Raw genomic sequence first — 16378 nt, forward strand, 5'->3', positions numbered from 1 at the left:
TGAAGCTAAGATTAGAAGCGGTAGTGCGAGAAAGCTTTGTTAGCTTCAGCCATACGGTGCACGTCTTCACGCTTCTTAACAGCAGCACCTTTACCTTCGGCAGCGTCCAACAGTTCGCCGGCCAAACGCAGAGCCATAGACTTCTCGCCACGCTTACGGGCGAAGTCTACCAACCAGCGCATTGCCAGAGCGTTACGACGGGACGGACGAACTTCAACCGGAACCTGGTAAGTAGCACCGCCTACACGGCGCGACTTCACTTCGACCAGCGGAGCGATGGCGTCGAGAGCTTTCTCGAAGATTTCCAGGGGGTCGCTGTTCTTGCGTTCTTTAACCTTTTCCAGCGCGCCATAAACGATACGCTCGGCAACGGCTTTCTTGCCGCTTTCCATCACGTGGTTCATGAACTTGGCCAGGATTTGGCTTCCGTATTTTGGATCGTCAAGCACTTCGCGCTTGGCTGCTACGCGTCTTCTTGGCATGGATAAGCCCTCAAACGGTCTTCAGGTTCGCTCGGAATCGGTGCCCTTTCGGGACGCCTCCGACCTTACTCTTATCGACTCAGAAAATAAGATGATTCAGTTTTACAAAAAGCCGCTACTACTTAGGCTTCTTGGTACCGTACTTCGAACGACCCTGGTTACGACCTTTAACGCCGGAAGTATCCAAGGAGCCGCGTACGGTGTGGTAACGAACACCTGGCAAGTCTTTTACACGACCGCCGCGGATCAGTACCACGCTGTGCTCTTGCAGGTTGTGGCCTTCACCGCCGATGTACGAGGAAACCTCGAAACCGTTGGTCAGGCGCACACGGCATACTTTACGCAGTGCCGAGTTAGGTTTTTTCGGCGTGGTGGTATACACACGGGTGCATACGCCACGACGTTGCGGGCAGTTCTGCAGCGCAGGTACGTCGGATTTCTCGACGATACGCTTACGCGGCTGACGTACCAGCTGGTTGATAGTTGCCATCTACTAGCTCCACTGTTGTCTTGCGACGCTATTGTCTTGCAAGAAAAGCAAAATGGCAGGAACGAATTCCCGCCAAATTTAGGGGTACAAGAGTCTAAAGAGGATCTTGTCCCCAGTCAAGGCAAGGCCCCGACCTTCCCACCTGCCGAGCCGGGGCAAAATTGCCTCGATCCGACGAATGGGACTGCCAGGGCCCAGACTTATTTATCGCAGAACTCAGTTACCGCTTGAGTTCAGCGCTTCGGTCAGTGCAGCTTCCACTTCACTGGCGCTTACGCGCAGCGGCTTGTCAGCATCACGGCGGCGCTTGCGCTCGCTGTGGTAAGCCAAACCGGTACCCGCCGGGATCAAACGACCCACGACCACGTTTTCTTTCAGGCCGCGCAGGTAGTCGCGCTTGCCGGTTACCGCTGCTTCGGTCAGTACGCGAGTGGTCTCCTGGAAGGAGGCCGCCGAGATGAACGACTCAGTGGACAACGACGCCTTGGTGATACCCAGCAACACACGAGTGAACTTGGAAACGAATTTCTCGTCGCCAGCCAGGCGCTCGTTCTCTACCAGTACGTGAGTCAGTTCCATCTGGTCGCCCTTGATGAAACTGGAATCGCCGGATTCAGCGATTTCAACTTTACGCAGCATCTGACGCAGGATGGTCTCGATGTGCTTATCGTTGATCTTCACGCCTTGCAGACGGTAAACGTCCTGGATCTCGTTAACGATGTACTTGGCCAGCGCACTCACACCCAGCAGACGCAGGATGTCGTGTGGATCGCTCGGGCCGTCGGAGATAACTTCGCCGCGGTTTACCTGTTCGCCTTCGAACACGTTCAGGTGACGCCACTTCGGAATCAGCTCTTCATACGGATCGCTACCGTCGTTCGGGGTAATGACCAGACGGCGCTTGCCCTTGGTCTCTTTACCGAACGCGATGGTGCCGCTGACTTCAGCCAGAATCGACGCTTCTTTCGGACGACGAGCTTCGAACAAGTCGGCAACACGCGGCAGACCACCGGTGATGTCTCGAGTTTTCGAAGTTTCTTGCGGGATACGCGCGATAACATCACCGATCGCGATCTTCGCACCATCCGCTACACCGACCAGGGCGTTGGCTGGCAGGAAGTACTGAGCGATTACGTCAGTGCCTGGCAGCAACAAGTCCTTGCCGTTGTCGTCGACCATCTTCACGGCAGGACGGATGTCTTTACCGGCAGCTGGACGATCTTTCGCGTCGAGTACTTCAATGTTGGTCATACCGGTCAATTCGTCAGTCTGACGCTTGATCGTGATGCCTTCTTCCATGCCCACGTAGGTCACGGTACCTTTCATTTCGGTAACGATTGGGTGAGTGTGCGGATCCCACTTGGCCACGATTGCGCCAGCGTCGACCTTGTCACCTTCTTTAACCGAAATCACAGCACCGTACGGCAGCTTGTAACGCTCACGCTCACGACCGTAGTCATCAGCGATTGCCAGCTCACCGGAACGGGACACAGCAACCAGGTGGCCATCCACTCGCTCAACGTGCTTCAGGTTGTGCAGACGGACGGTACCGCCATTCTTCACCTGAACGCTGTCAGCTGCGGAGGTCCGGCTTGCCGCACCACCAATGTGGAACGTACGCATGGTCAACTGGGTACCCGGCTCACCGATGGACTGGGCAGCGATAACGCCGACCGCTTCACCGATGTTCACCTGGTGACCACGAGCCAAGTCACGGCCGTAGCACTTGGCGCAAATGCCGTAGCGGGTTTCGCAGCTGATCGGCGAGCGAACGATCACTTCGTCGATGCTGTTGAGTTCGATGAACTCGACCCACTTCTCGTCTACCAGAGTACCGGCAGGAACGATGATTTCTTCGGTGCCTGGCTTGAATACGTCACGGGCGATCACTCGACCCAGTACGCGCTCACCCAACGGCTCTACAACGTCACCGCCTTCAATGTGCGGAGTCATCAACAGGCCGTGCTCGGTGCCGCAGTCGATCTCTGTTACAACCAGATCTTGTGCAACGTCTACCAGACGACGAGTCAGGTAACCCGAGTTAGCGGTTTTCAACGCGGTATCCGCAAGACCCTTACGAGCACCGTGAGTGGAGATGAAGTACTGAAGTACGCTCAAACCTTCACGGAAGTTCGCAGTAATCGGCGTTTCGATGATGGAACCGTCCGGCTTGGCCATCAGGCCACGCATACCGGCGAGCTGACGGATCTGCGCAGCAGAACCCCGTGCGCCCGAGTCGGCCATCATGTACATCGAGTTGAAGGACTCTTGATCGACTTCCACGCCGTGACGGTCGATAACCTTCTCTTTCGAGAGGTTGGCCATCATCGCCTTGGAAACTTCGTCGTTCGCCTTCGACCAAAGGTCGATCACTTTGTTGTACTTCTCGCCCTGGGTTACCAGGCCGGAGGCGTACTGGCTTTCGATCTCTTTCACTTCATCGGTAGCAGCACCGATGATCTGGGCTTTTTCATCCGGGATAACGAAGTCGTTAACACCGATGGAAACGCCGGAAATGGTCGAATAGGCAAAACCGGTGTACATCAACTGGTCAGCGAAGATCACGGTCTCTTTCAAACCAACCACGCGGTAGCACTGGTTGATCAGCTTGGAGATCGCCTTTTTCTTCATCGGCAGGTTGACGACGTCGTACGACAGACCTTTTGGCACAACTTGATACAGCAACGCACGGCCGACGGTAGTGTCGACGATACGGGTGCCGCTCACGCTGCCGCCATCACGGTCGTTGACGGTTTCGTTGATCCGCACTTTGACCTTGGCGTGCAGTGCGGCTTCGCCGGCACGGAACACACGGTCAACTTCTTGCAGGTCAGCGAACACACGACCTTCGCCCTTGGCGTTGATCGCTTCACGAGTCATGTAGTACAGACCCAATACAACGTCCTGCGACGGAACGATGATTGGCTCACCGTTGGCTGGCGACAGAATGTTGTTGGTCGACATCATCAACGCACGCGCTTCCAACTGGGCTTCCAGTGTCAGCGGTACGTGCACGGCCATTTGGTCGCCGTCGAAGTCGGCGTTGTACGCAGCACAGACCAGAGGGTGCAGCTGGATAGCCTTACCTTCGATCAGTACCGGTTCAAACGCCTGGATACCCAGACGGTGAAGGGTCGGTGCACGGTTGAGGAGAACCGGGTGTTCGCGGATCACTTCAGCGAGAACGTCCCAAACCTCTGGCAGTTCGCGCTCGACCATTTTCTTGGCCGCTTTGATGGTGGTCGCGAGACCGCGCATTTCCAGCTTGCCGAAGATGAATGGCTTGAACAGCTCAAGTGCCATCTTCTTAGGCAGACCGCACTGGTGCAGACGCAGGGTCGGGCCTACGGTAATTACCGAACGACCGGAGTAGTCAACACGCTTACCGAGCAAGTTCTGACGGAAACGACCTTGCTTACCCTTGATCATGTCAGCCAGGGATTTCAGAGGACGCTTGTTGGAACCGGTGATAGCGCGGCCACGACGACCGTTGTCGAGCAAGGCATCGACAGCTTCTTGCAACATACGCTTTTCGTTGCGCACGATGATGTCCGGAGCGGACAGATCGAGCAGGCGCTTCAAGCGGTTGTTACGGTTGATCACGCGGCGGTACAGGTCGTTGAGGTCGGACGTCGCGAAACGACCACCGTCCAACGGTACCAGCGGACGCAGGTCTGGCGGCAGAACCGGCAGAACGGTCAGCACCATCCACTCTGGCAAGTTGCCGGAACCCTGGAAGGCTTCCATCAACTTCAGACGCTTGGACAGTTTCTTGATCTTGGTTTCGGAGTTGGTTTGCGGAATTTCTTCGCGCAGGCGGCCAATCTCGTGCTCCAGGTCGATAGCGTGCAGCAGCTCGCGGACAGCTTCGGCACCCATGCGGGCATCGAAATCGTCGCCGAACTCTTCCAGCGCTTCGAAGTACTGCTCGTCGTTCAGCAGCTGACCTTTTTCAAGGGTGGTCATGCCTGGATCGATAACGACATAGCTCTCGAAGTAGAGAACGCGTTCGATATCACGCAGGGTCATGTCCATCAGCAAGCCGATACGGGACGGCAGCGATTTCAGGAACCAGATGTGGGCAACCGGCGAAGCCAGTTCGATGTGCGCCATGCGCTCACGACGAACTTTGGCCAGCGCAACTTCAACGCCGCACTTCTCGCAGATCACACCACGGTGCTTCAAGCGCTTGTACTTACCGCACAGGCACTCGTAATCCTTTACCGGGCCAAAGATCTTGGCGCAGAACAGGCCGTCACGCTCAGGTTTGAACGTACGGTAGTTGATGGTTTCCGGCTTTTTAACTTCACCGAACGACCACGAACGGATCATCTCAGGCGATGCCAATCCAATACGGATGGCGTCGAACTCTTCGACTTGACCCTGGTTTTTCAGCAAATTCAGTAGGTCTTTCAAGGCCTTTCCTCCTGGCGGAGCAGAGAGCGGGCTAAACAGCCCCGCTCTCGATTCGCGTCACGTGTTATTCGGTTTCCAGATCGATATCGATGCCGAGGGAACGAATTTCTTTGATCAACACGTTGAAGGACTCGGGCATGCCCGGCTCCATACGGTGATCGCCGTCCACGATGTTTTTGTACATCTTGGTCCGACCGTTCACATCGTCCGACTTCACTGTGAGCATTTCTTGCAGAGTGTAAGCAGCACCGTATGCTTCCAGTGCCCAGACCTCCATCTCCCCGAAACGCTGACCACCGAACTGAGCCTTACCACCCAGCGGCTGCTGGGTAACCAGGCTGTACGAACCGGTAGAACGAGCGTGCATCTTGTCGTCTACCAAGTGGTTCAGCTTCAGCATGTACATGTAGCCAACAGTAACCGGGCGCTCGAACTTGTTGCCGGTACGGCCGTCGAACAGCTGCATCTGGCCGCTTTCTGGCAGGTCTGCCAGTTTCAGCATGGCCTTGATTTCGCTTTCCTTGGCACCGTCGAATACCGGGGTAGCCATTGGAACGCCGCCGCGCAGGTTCTTCGCCAGATCCAGGATTTCCTGGTCGGAGAAGGTGTCCAGCTCTTCGTTGCGACCGCCGATCTCGTTGTAGATCTCGTGCAGGAACTTACGCAGGTCAGCGACCTTGCGTTGCTCTTCGATCATACGGTTGATCTTCTCGCCCAGACCTTTGGCCGCGAGGCCCAGGTGGGTTTCAAGGATCTGACCAACGTTCATACGCGAAGGTACGCCCAGCGGGTTGAGGACGACGTCGACCGGGGTGCCATTGGCATCGTGCGGCATGTCTTCAACCGGCATGATCACGGAGACCACACCTTTGTTACCGTGACGACCGGCCATCTTGTCGCCCGGCTGGATGCGGCGACGGATTGCCAGGTAAACCTTGACGATTTTCAGCACGCCTGGAGCCAGGTCATCGCCCTGCTGCAGTTTGCGCTTCTTGTCTTCGAACTTGTCGTCCAGCAGACGGCGGCGATCAACGATGTAGGCCTGGGCCTTCTCGAGCTGCTCGTTCAGAGCATCTTCAGCCATGCGCAGTTTGAACCACTGGCCGTGCTCAAGACCGTCGAGGATTTCGTCGGTGATGTCCTGACCTTTCTTCAGACCTGCGCCGCCTTCAGCCTTGTGGCCTACCAGAGCGGAACGCAGACGTTCGAAGGTCGCGCCTTCAACGATACGGAACTCTTCGTTCAGGTCCTTGCGGATCTCGTCGAGCTGGGTCTTCTCGATGGACAGTGCACGAGCATCACGCTCAACGCCGTCACGGGTGAAGACCTGTACGTCGATGACAGTACCTTTGGTACCGGTAGGTACACGCAGGGAAGTGTCTTTAACGTCGCTGGCTTTTTCACCGAAGATGGCACGCAGCAGTTTTTCTTCCGGAGTCAGTTGGGTCTCGCCTTTCGGAGTGACCTTACCAACCAGGATGTCGCCTGCACCTACTTCAGCACCTACGTAAACGATACCGGCTTCGTCCAGCTTGTTCAGTGCAGCTTCACCCACGTTCGGGATGTCTGCAGTGATTTCCTCAGGCCCAAGCTTGGTGTCACGTGCCACACAGGTCAGTTCCTGGATGTGGATCGTGGTGAAGCGGTCTTCTTGAACCACACGCTCGGACAGGCAGATGGAGTCTTCGAAGTTGAAGCCGTTCCATGCCATGAACGCGATGCGCATGTTCTGACCCAGAGCCAGCTCACCCATATCGGTGGACGGGCCGTCGGCCATGATGTCGCTACGCTGAACGCGATCACCCTTGCTCACCAGCGGACGCTGGTTGATGCAGGTGTTCTGGTTCGAGCGGGTGTATTTGGTCAGGTTGTAGATGTCGACACCGGCTTCGCCAGTTTCAACTTCGTCATCGGCAACACGAACCACGATACGGCTGGCATCAACGGAGTCGATCACGCCGCCACGACGAGCCACGACGCAAACGCCGGAGTCACGGGCTACGTTACGCTCCATGCCGGTACCTACCAGCGGCTTGTCAGCGCGCAGGGTCGGTACAGCTTGACGCTGCATGTTGGAACCCATCAACGCACGGTTGGCGTCATCGTGCTCCAGGAACGGGATCAGCGACGCAGCGACCGAAACTACCTGCTTCGGCGAAACGTCCATCAAGGTGACGTCTTCCGGCGCCTTAACGGTGAACTCGTTCAAGTGACGAACAGCTACCAGCTCGTCGACCAGCACTTTCTTGTCGTTCATCGTGGCCGAAGCCTGAGCGATCACGTGATCAGCTTCTTCGATGGCGGACAGGAACACGATCTCGTCGGTGACCAGGGCGTCTTTCACCACACGGTACGGGCTCTCGAGGAAGCCGTACTGGTTGGTGCGCGCATAGGCAGCCAGGGAGTTGATCAGGCCGATGTTCGGACCTTCCGGCGTTTCGATCGGGCAAACACGACCGTAGTGCGTCGGGTGTACGTCACGAACTTCAAAGCCAGCACGCTCACGGGTCAGACCGCCCGGGCCCAGTGCAGAAACACGGCGCTTGTGGGTGATCTCGGAGAGCGGGTTGTTCTGGTCCATGAACTGCGAGAGCTGGCTGGAACCGAAGAACTCTTTCACCGCCGCAGCCACTGGCTTGGCGTTGATCAGGTCTTGCGGCATCAGGCCTTCGCTTTCAGCCATCGACAGACGCTCTTTGACCGCACGCTCAACACGTACCAGGCCAACGCGGAACTGGTTCTCGGCCATTTCGCCTACGCAGCGAACACGACGGTTACCCAGGTGGTCGATGTCATCGACGATGCCTTTACCGTTACGGATGTCGACCAGGGTCTTCAGTACCGCGACGATATCTTCCTTGCACAGCACGCCCGAACCTTCGATCTCGGTACGACCGATACGACGGTTGAACTTCATCCGGCCGACCGCAGACAGGTCATAGCGCTCAGGGCTGAAGAACAGGTTGTTGAACAGGGTCTCGGCAGCGTCTTTGGTTGGTGGCTCGCCAGGACGCATCATGCGATAGATCTCGACCAGCGCTTCCAATTGGTTGCTGGTGGAGTCGATCTTCAGCGTGTCGGAGACGAACGGACCGCAGTCGATATCGTTGGTGTACAGGGTCTCGATGCGTACAACCTGGGCCTTGGCGATTTTCGCCAGGATCTCGGTGTTCAGCTCGGTGTTGCACTCGGCCAGGATTTCGCCTGTTGCCGGGTGAACGATAACCTTGGCGGTGGTGCGACCCAGGACGTAGTCCAGAGGCACTTCCAGCTCTTTGATACCGGCTTTTTCGATCTGGTTGATGTGGCGCGCAGTAATACGACGGCCAGCCTCAACAATCACCTTGCCGTTTTCATCCTGGATGTCCAGGACAGCAATTTCACCACGCAGACGCGAAGCGATCAGCTCCAGCTTGAGGGTTTCATCCTTCAGGCTGAATACGTTGGTGGTGTAGAAAGCGTCCAGCACTTGCTCAGTGGTATAGCCGAGCGCGCGCAGCAGTACCGAGGCCGGCAGCTTGCGACGACGGTCGATACGCACGAACACGCAGTCTTTCGGGTCGAACTCGAAGTCCAACCACGAACCGCGGTACGGAATGATCCGCGCGGAGTACAGGAGTTTACCGGAGCTGTGCGTCTTGCCGCGGTCGTGGTCGAAGAACACGCCCGGGGAACGGTGCAGCTGGGAAACGATTACACGCTCGGTACCGTTGATTACGAAGGTACCGTTTTCAGTCATCAGTGGGATTTCGCCCATGTAGACTTCTTGCTCTTTGATGTCCTTGATCGCTTTGTTCGACGATTCTTTGTCGAAAATGATCAGACGGACTTTTACCCGCAAAGGTACGGCGTACGTAACACCGCGCAACACGCATTCTTTGACATCAAATGCCGGTTCGCCCAGGCGATAACCCACGTACTCCAGCGCAGCATTGCCGGAGTAGCTGATGATCGGGAAAACGGATTTGAAGGCCGCATGCAGGCCCACGTCGCGGAACTGATCTTTGGTCGCTCCCGCCTGCAAGAATTCACGATACGAATCCAGCTGGATAGCCAGAAGGTACGGGACATCCATGACGTCCGGCAACTTGCTAAAGTCCTTGCGGATACGTTTTTTCTCAGTATATGAGTAAGCCATCAGCGTTCCCCAGCTTGGTCACCTGCTTGTTTGGCCCCTCCGACGGGAGCAGCCAGAAAATCTTGCAAACCCCTTGGTTTGCACCACCGCTTCGGGTGGCTACAGCGCGTTAATGGCGGCGACCTAGTCGGCAGCCAAGAACGGAAAAAGGCCGGTGGCAAGAGCCACCAGCCATCAGCCTTCAGCTTAACGCTTGGGCTGGAGACGCAAGGTCGATGCTTACTTCAGCTCGACTTTAGCGCCTGCTTCTTCCAGAGTAGCTTTGGCTTTGTCAGCGGCGTCTTTCGACACAGCTTCCAGAACCACGGCAGGAGCGCCGTCAACTACAGCCTTGGCTTCTTTCAGGCCCAGACCGGTCAGTTCACGTACTGCCTTGATCACGTTTACTTTCTTCTCGCCAGCTTCGGTCAGCATGACGTTGAATTCGGTTTGCTCTTCAACAACGGCAGCAGCAGCAGCTGGGCCAGCGGAAGCAGCGGCAGCGGAAACGCCGAATTTTTCTTCGAAAGCTTTGATCAGCTCAACAACCTGCAGAACCGACATTTCAGCTACGGCGTTGAGGATATCGTCTTGGGAGATAGACATTGCTGTATTTCCTGAATTGGGGGACGGCCTACACGGCCATCGAAATAAACAAAAATACGCGAGAGAAATCGATCAGCCTTAGGCTGCGGCGGCTTCTTTTTGCTCGCGAACTGCGGCCAGAGTACGAGCCAGCTTGCTGGTAGCGCCTTGAATCACGCTCATCAGCTGCGAAATGGCTTCGTCGCGGGTCGGCAGTGTTGCCAGTACGTCGATTTGGTTAGCTGCGAGGAACTTGCCCTCGAACGCAGCTGCCTTGATCTCGAACTTATCCTGACTCTTGGCGAATTCCTTGAACAAACGGGCAGCAGCGCCTGGATGTTCTTTGGAGAACGCGATCAGAGTCGGGCCAGTGAACACGTCGTTGAGAACACTGTATTCAGTGTCAGCAACAGCGCGCTTGAGCAGAGTGTTACGTACAACACGTACGTAAACGCCAGCTTCACGAGCCTCTTTACGGAGTCCGGTCATAGCGCCTACTGTCACACCACGGGCATCAGCCACGACAGCGGACAGAGCAGCTTTGGCAGCCTCGTTGACTTCAGCGACGATGGCCTTCTTGTCTTCGAGATTAATTGCCACGGGTTTAACTCCTGCTTGTTACCGTTTCATCTGGCCGGAGCCGGATGTCGTTTTGGTGTCTGATTCGGTAAGGAACCGGGAGCACCATCTGCGTAGGCTTGATGGTTTAAGACTTGCGTCGCCTACGGTCTTGGATAGCCCCCGCCAGGCAGGGACCCCAATTTTTTCAATTGGCGCGATCTCTCGCACCAATTTGTGTCTTATACGTCCAGCGAGCCTTGGTCGATGACCAGACCTGGGCCCATAGTGGTGCTCAGGGTAACGCGCTTGACGTAGATACCTTTCGAGGAAGCTGGCTTGATACGCTTCAGATCAGCGATCAGGGCTTCAACGTTTTCCTTCAGCTTGACGGCATCGAAGCCGACTTTGCCAACGGAGGTGTGAATGATGCCGTTTTTGTCGGTGCGATAACGAACCTGACCAGCCTTGGCGTTTTTAACCGCGGTAGCTACGTCTGGAGTTACGGTGCCGACTTTAGGGTTAGGCATCAGGCCGCGTGGACCGAGGATCTGACCCAACTGACCTACAACGCGCATTGCATCCGGGGAAGCAATAACTACGTCATAGTTCAGGTCGCCGCCTTTCATTTCGGCAGCCAGGTCGTCCATGCCAACGCGGTCAGCGCCGGCGGCCAGAGCAGCTTCTGCTGCCGGGCCTTGGGTGAAGACAGCTACACGTACAGTCTTGCCAGTACCGTGTGGCAGCACAGTAGCGCTACGAACGACCTGGTCGGATTTACGTGGGTCAACACCCAGGTTTACAGCAACGTCAACAGACTCGCTGAACTTGACAGTCGACAGCTCGGTCAGCAGGGCAGCAGCGTCTACAAAGTTGTAGGACTTGCCTGCTTCGATTTTGCCGGCGATAGCCTTTTGGCGCTTGGTCAGCTTAGCCATTACACACCCTCCACGTTAAGGCCCATGCTACGAGCAGAACCGGCGATGGTACGCACGGCTGCATCCATATCAGCTGCAGTCAGATCCGCGTTTTTGGTTTTCGCGATTTCTTCCAGCTGAGCACGAGTTACAGTGCCGACTTTAACGGTGTTAGGACGAGCGGAACCGCTAGTCAGACCAGCAGCTTTCTTCAACAGAACCGAAGCCGGGGTCGACTTGGTTTCGAAGGTGAAGCTACGGTCGCTGTATACAGTGATGATCACTGGAGTCGGCAGACCTGGCTCAATACCCTGAGTACGGGCGTTGAAGGCCTTGCAGAATTCCATGATGTTCACGCCGTGCTGACCCAGAGCTGGACCGACGGGTGGGCTTGGGTTGGCCTGAGCGGCCTTCACTTGCAGCTTGATGTAAGCGGTAATCTTCTTGGCCATGAGGCACTCCAATTACGGGTTCAAGCGCCTCGAAAGGCTCCCCGGTTACTTGCGCGTTTATCCCAGTGACGACAAAACCCCACAGCCTAAGGCTGTGGGGTTGGGATGCTTGTTCAGCTAGACCTTCTCGACCTGGCTGAATTCCAGCTCTACCGGAGTAGAGCGACCGAAAATGAGCACCGCCACTTGGATCCGGCTCTTTTCGTAGTTAACTTCTTCGACAGTACCGTTGAAATCAGCAAACGGACCATCTGTGACACGAACAACCTCACCCGGCTCGAACAACGTCTTCGGCTTAGGCTTGTCGCTACCATCAGCAACGCGACGCAGAATTGCTTCTGCCTCTTTGTCAGTGATAGGAGCAGGCTTATCAGCGGTTCCGCCAATGAAGCCCATGACACGAGGGGTATCTTTGACTAAGTGCCAAGTACCTTCATTCATGTCCATCTGAACCAGCACGTAGCCAGGGAAGAACTTGCGTTCGCTTTTACGCTTCTGCCCATTCCGCATTTCAACCACTTCTTCAGTGGGAACCAGAATTTCGCCGAAGCCATCTTCCATGCCTGCCAGCTTTACGCGCTCTAGCAAAGAGCGCATAACATGCTTCTCGTAACCCGAGTAAGCATGCACAACGTACCAACGCTTAGCCACGGGACACCCTTAGCCAACAATCAAGGAAACAAGCCAGCCGAGCAGGGAATCGAGCCCCCACAACAGCAACGCCATAACCAGAACAACAGCCACGACAATCAATGTGGTCTGCGTGGTTTCTTGGCGAGTCGGCCAAACGACTTTACGAATTTCGGTGCGAGCTTCCTTTACCAGGACCGCGAAAGACTTGCCTTTAGCAGTCTGCAGGCCTACAAAGGCAGCTACAGCAGCAAGGGCAAGCAAGGCGAGTACGCGGTACAGGATCGGCGAAGCAGAATAGTACTGATTGCCAACAACGCCTACGACCACCAAGGCAACTACAGCGAGCCACTTGACCAGATCGAAACGAGAGCTTTGAGCTTCAGCCTTAGGAGTCATCTATGAAGATCCTGTGAAAAGAAAGCCAGACACACCACGTGAATCTGGCAGGTCAGGAGGGAATCGAACCCCCAACCTACGGTTTTGGAGACCGTCGCTCTGCCAATTGAGCTACTGACCTAAAACAAAATCAGGCCGACCATTATGCAGGCCTGAAAAAGACTTTACAACAACCAACCCCAACAGACTTGAAACCACCTGACATAAGCGCCAGAAAAACCAGAATCAAGCCGAGGCAGCTGTTAAAACAAAGGCAGATATTTTCATATCTGCCTTGTTATATGGAGCTCTTGAGCGGATTTGAACCGCTGACCTCACCCTTACCAAGGGTGTGCTCTACCAACTGAGCTACAAGAGCGAAACACATTGCACAACCTGCAAACTTGGAGCGGGTAGCGGGAATCGAACCCGCATCATCAGCTTGGAAGGCTGAGGTTCTACCACTAAACTATACCCGCGGAGCTTGCAGCTCACGCTAAAAATGGTGGAGGGGGAAGGATTCGAACCTTCGAAGTCGTAGACGTCAGATTTACAGTCTGATCCCTTTGGCCGCTCGGGAACCCCTCCTAAGCGAGCCGGCATTCTACATCACGCCGGCCTTCTGTCAAGCATTTTCTCATTTAAAAATATGAGGTTAGCTGCATTGACGCTCGCTTCACGCTGTAGACCGTAAAGGTCTTCACTGCGAAGCGGGCGCCATTCTATGCAAACTATTCGAGAGTTGCAACGCCTTCGCACAACATTATTTTATGTTTTAACTCATTGAATTCCTTAGCAAGGTTTTCAAAGGGCAGATCTTCAGCCAGGCGTCGGCTTTCAGGCGCTACGCGAAGCCAGTAGCCGGAGGCCTCAGGAGAGTTCAGCAGTTGCACCTTGACCTTTATATCCAGGCTGGTCAGGCGTTGCTCTACGGACTGCGCCTGGTGCGGATCAACAAAACCTCCTATGTACAAACACGTATTTTGTGGATCAGAGGCTTTTGCCCGCTCCCTTCTGGCAATCGCATCCGAAGACTCGCTCAGCAAGCGAATATCCTGCTGAGAACCCCGATAGAGGCTCAAGGGCGTTACATCCTTGGCGCGCAGCGGCGCCTCCTGCTGATGCCATACGTAATAGAAGGCGTTGAGGACGAGTAAAAGTAGAAACAGCCAACGCATAAACACCTCAAGACAAAGGGCATGCCATCGCCAAACCGACGAAAACCAGATCAGGAACGAGGCGCGCCTGCGGCACAGCGTCCAAAACCAAATCAGCATCCCCCCCGGTAAGGAACACCGTGAAACTGTCGCCCCAGTAGCTTCGGGCCAGCTCGAGCTGAGTCAGTACAAACCCTCTGAGCATCAGCGTACAGCCACGCTCGACCGCCTCTACGGTAGTACGACCTGGTGAGAGACGCTCCAGCGCTTGCTCAGCGGCGGCATCGTCGTAGCGTATCTTGCGGGTGTGCGTGCGCAATTGATTACGCATAAGAGGCATACCAGGGCAAATGAACCCTCCCAGGTGCTCGCCATCAGCACCAATAAAATCCGCTGTAGCCGCCGTACCAAAATCAAGCACCAGACAAGCACCTGACGCCAACTTGAATCCACCCAGCATCGCCAGCCAACGATCGAGACCCAGACGCTCGAAATCTTCATAGCCGTTGCGTACGCCGGCCATTTCTCGTGCAGGGGAGGCACAAGAGACAACAACACCAAAAGCCCCTTCCAGAGCCTGTACCAGCTTACCGGTCTCCTCCTGCGCCCGGACACTCACCAGCCGACAGCGCGTGAGCAGCAAGCCAGGAACGGCCACCAGGCTTTCAATCAAAGCTATATCCGAGCCAACGACACCTTCCGCGGAGGCCGCCGACCAGTTCGAATCAAGCACCCGCCACTTGATAAAGCTATTGCCACAGTCGAGCTCAAGAATCATCACGCAACCTCAGGCTTAACTCACCACCGCTGTAGATTTTTTCAACACCATCAACATTCAAGCGCAAGGCGCCCTGGTGATCGACACCCAGCACCACACCATCAACCTGATTGACGCCGGCAATGAGGGAAACCGTCCGCCCTTGCCACGCATGATTGCGCTCCCACTCCCCCTGAAGCGCAGCAAACCCACCGGCTTTGTGCCGCTCCAGATGACCCAGCAACTGCTGCCCCAGTCTTGCGACCAACAAATTACGATCAACTGGAGCGCCCGTCTGGAGCTGTACTGACGTCCACTGCTGGTCTATAGCATCGGATTTCTGCATATTCACATTAATGCCTATACCCAGGACTACGTGGCAAATATCTGCAGGATCACCCACTAACTCCAACAAGATGCCAGCAATTTTCTGCTGACCAACCAAGACATCGTTCGGCCACTTCAAGGCAGCACCCTGCACACCCGACTCGCGTAGTGCCTGCATGACCGCCAAACCGACAACCAGGCTCAATCCTTCCAACTGCCGCAGACCATCCTCAATGCGTAATACGAGGCTGTAATACACATTCTGCGCATACGGACTGACCCATGCCCTGCCTCGCCTACCTCTCCCCGCTGTTTGCTGCTCCGCGAGCACTAGAAACGGAGCTGGGTATTCGGTAGCAACCAATCGCAAAGCTTCAGCATTGGTGGAATCAATAGAATCGGATATATGGATGGGCCAACCCAAGGAAGGCGCCCTCAGTGCAATTTCTTCAGCACTTAAGAACACCAGCGGAGACGCCAGCTGGTACCCCTTTCCACGCACCTTATGGATAGGCAAACTCAATTCCGCCTCAAGGTGCTGGAGCTGCTTCCAGACAGCACTGCGGCTAACACCCAGGGCAGCGCCTAGCGCCTCTCCAGAGTGGAATCGGCCATCTTTCAGAAGTTCTAACAACGTCAACATGCAAGTATCGCCTCACAATGAGGCAGGCATGATAGCCATGCGCTGGGTCATTGCATAGAAAGCCTAAGATTTAGCACCCACGCGGGCACTGTCTAGCACCGCGCAGCCTGCTTTTCTCGCGCCCAAAACAAAACCCCATCTGCTTTCGCAAATGGGGTTTCGGAATTTAATCTTGACGATGACCTACTCTCACATGGGGAAACCCCACACTACCATCGGCGATGCATCGTTTCACTGCTGAGTTCGGGATGGGATCAGGTGGTTCCAATGCTCTATGGTCGTCAAGAAATTCGGGTACTGAGTCGTGACCTGTTGGTCTCGCTTCAGCAAATTGGGTATGTGATAGCTTCGGTGTTTTGTGAGATCGAACTTTCGGTTCTATCGTCTTCACACACCGCAATCTGATGCTCTTTCGAGTAGTCAAATTGCTTGGGTGTTATATGGTCAAGCCTCACGGGCAATTAGTATT

The 16378-nt window shown here is 55.4% G+C and carries 13 protein-coding genes, 4 tRNA genes and 1 rRNA gene; all 18 read right to left on the reverse strand.

The window, feature by feature from the left end; genetic code table 11:
- Positions 1-11: 11 nt before the first annotated feature.
- Positions 12-482, reverse strand: coding sequence for a 30S ribosomal protein S7 (gene rpsG / locus NUV89_RS02420; protein WP_002555493.1), 471 nt, complete (start codon positions 480-482; stop codon positions 12-14).
- 118 nt (positions 483-600) lie between these two features.
- Positions 601-972, reverse strand: coding sequence for a 30S ribosomal protein S12 (rpsL, locus tag NUV89_RS02425; protein WP_002555494.1), 372 nt, complete (start codon positions 970-972; stop codon positions 601-603).
- A 216-nt stretch (positions 973-1188) separates the two neighbouring features.
- A complete protein-coding gene (gene rpoC / locus NUV89_RS02430; protein ID WP_257780146.1) occupies positions 1189-5388 on the reverse strand; it encodes a DNA-directed RNA polymerase subunit beta' in 4200 nt (1399 codons plus the stop codon).
- A 64-nt stretch (positions 5389-5452) separates the two neighbouring features.
- On the reverse strand, positions 5453-9526 hold the full coding sequence (gene rpoB / locus NUV89_RS02435) for a DNA-directed RNA polymerase subunit beta (RefSeq protein ID WP_026136778.1): 4074 nt from the start codon (positions 9524-9526) through the stop codon (positions 5453-5455).
- A 219-nt stretch (positions 9527-9745) separates the two neighbouring features.
- On the reverse strand, positions 9746-10111 hold the full coding sequence (gene rplL, locus NUV89_RS02440) for a 50S ribosomal protein L7/L12 (protein ID WP_017736673.1): 366 nt from the start codon (positions 10109-10111) through the stop codon (positions 9746-9748).
- Between the two features lie 78 nt (positions 10112-10189).
- Positions 10190-10690: a 50S ribosomal protein L10 gene (gene rplJ, locus NUV89_RS02445; protein WP_016969477.1), complete on the reverse strand. Its 501-nt coding sequence runs from the start codon at positions 10688-10690 to the stop codon at positions 10190-10192.
- Positions 10691-10890: 200 nt separating this feature from the next.
- Positions 10891-11586 (reverse strand): 50S ribosomal protein L1, encoded by a 696-nt coding sequence (gene rplA, locus NUV89_RS02450; RefSeq protein ID WP_003176434.1) that lies wholly within the window; start codon positions 11584-11586, stop codon positions 10891-10893.
- On the reverse strand, positions 11586-12017 hold the full coding sequence (gene rplK / locus NUV89_RS02455) for a 50S ribosomal protein L11 (protein WP_003210097.1): 432 nt from the start codon (positions 12015-12017) through the stop codon (positions 11586-11588). The genes rplA and rplK overlap by 1 nt, the downstream gene beginning before the upstream one ends.
- A gap of 117 nt (positions 12018-12134) precedes the next feature.
- Positions 12135-12668, reverse strand: a complete 534-nt coding sequence (nusG, locus tag NUV89_RS02460; protein WP_003176436.1) for a transcription termination/antitermination protein NusG — start codon at positions 12666-12668, stop codon at positions 12135-12137.
- Positions 12669-12677: 9 nt separating this feature from the next.
- Entirely contained in the window at positions 12678-13046 is a 369-nt protein-coding gene (gene secE / locus NUV89_RS02465) for a preprotein translocase subunit SecE (RefSeq protein WP_003194658.1), read from the reverse strand.
- A gap of 45 nt (positions 13047-13091) precedes the next feature.
- Positions 13092-13167, reverse strand: a tRNA-Trp gene (locus tag NUV89_RS02470).
- A 161-nt stretch (positions 13168-13328) separates the two neighbouring features.
- Positions 13329-13404: transfer RNA gene (locus NUV89_RS02475), tRNA-Thr, on the reverse strand.
- A gap of 26 nt (positions 13405-13430) precedes the next feature.
- A tRNA-Gly gene (locus NUV89_RS02480) sits at positions 13431-13504 on the reverse strand.
- A gap of 24 nt (positions 13505-13528) precedes the next feature.
- Positions 13529-13613, reverse strand: a tRNA-Tyr gene (locus tag NUV89_RS02485).
- Positions 13614-13756: 143 nt separating this feature from the next.
- The gene (locus NUV89_RS02490) at positions 13757-14203 is read right to left on the reverse strand and encodes a hypothetical protein (RefSeq protein WP_257780147.1); all 447 of its coding nucleotides are present in this window, start codon (positions 14201-14203) and stop codon (positions 13757-13759) included.
- Between the two features lie 7 nt (positions 14204-14210).
- Positions 14211-14960, reverse strand: coding sequence for a pantothenate kinase (locus tag NUV89_RS02495; RefSeq protein ID WP_257780148.1), 750 nt, complete (start codon positions 14958-14960; stop codon positions 14211-14213).
- The gene (gene birA / locus NUV89_RS02500; protein WP_257780149.1) at positions 14950-15909 is read right to left on the reverse strand and encodes a bifunctional biotin--[acetyl-CoA-carboxylase] ligase/biotin operon repressor BirA; all 960 of its coding nucleotides are present in this window, start codon (positions 15907-15909) and stop codon (positions 14950-14952) included. Before birA ends, NUV89_RS02495 begins: the two co-directional genes overlap by 11 nt.
- Positions 15910-16079: 170 nt before the next feature.
- Positions 16080-16195 (reverse strand): 5S ribosomal RNA (gene rrf / locus NUV89_RS02505).
- Positions 16196-16378: the final 183 nt, after the last annotated feature.

It is taken from the genome of Pseudomonas sp. 18.1.10 (assembly GCF_024655625.1).
Classification (GTDB): domain Bacteria; phylum Pseudomonadota; class Gammaproteobacteria; order Pseudomonadales; family Pseudomonadaceae; genus Aquipseudomonas.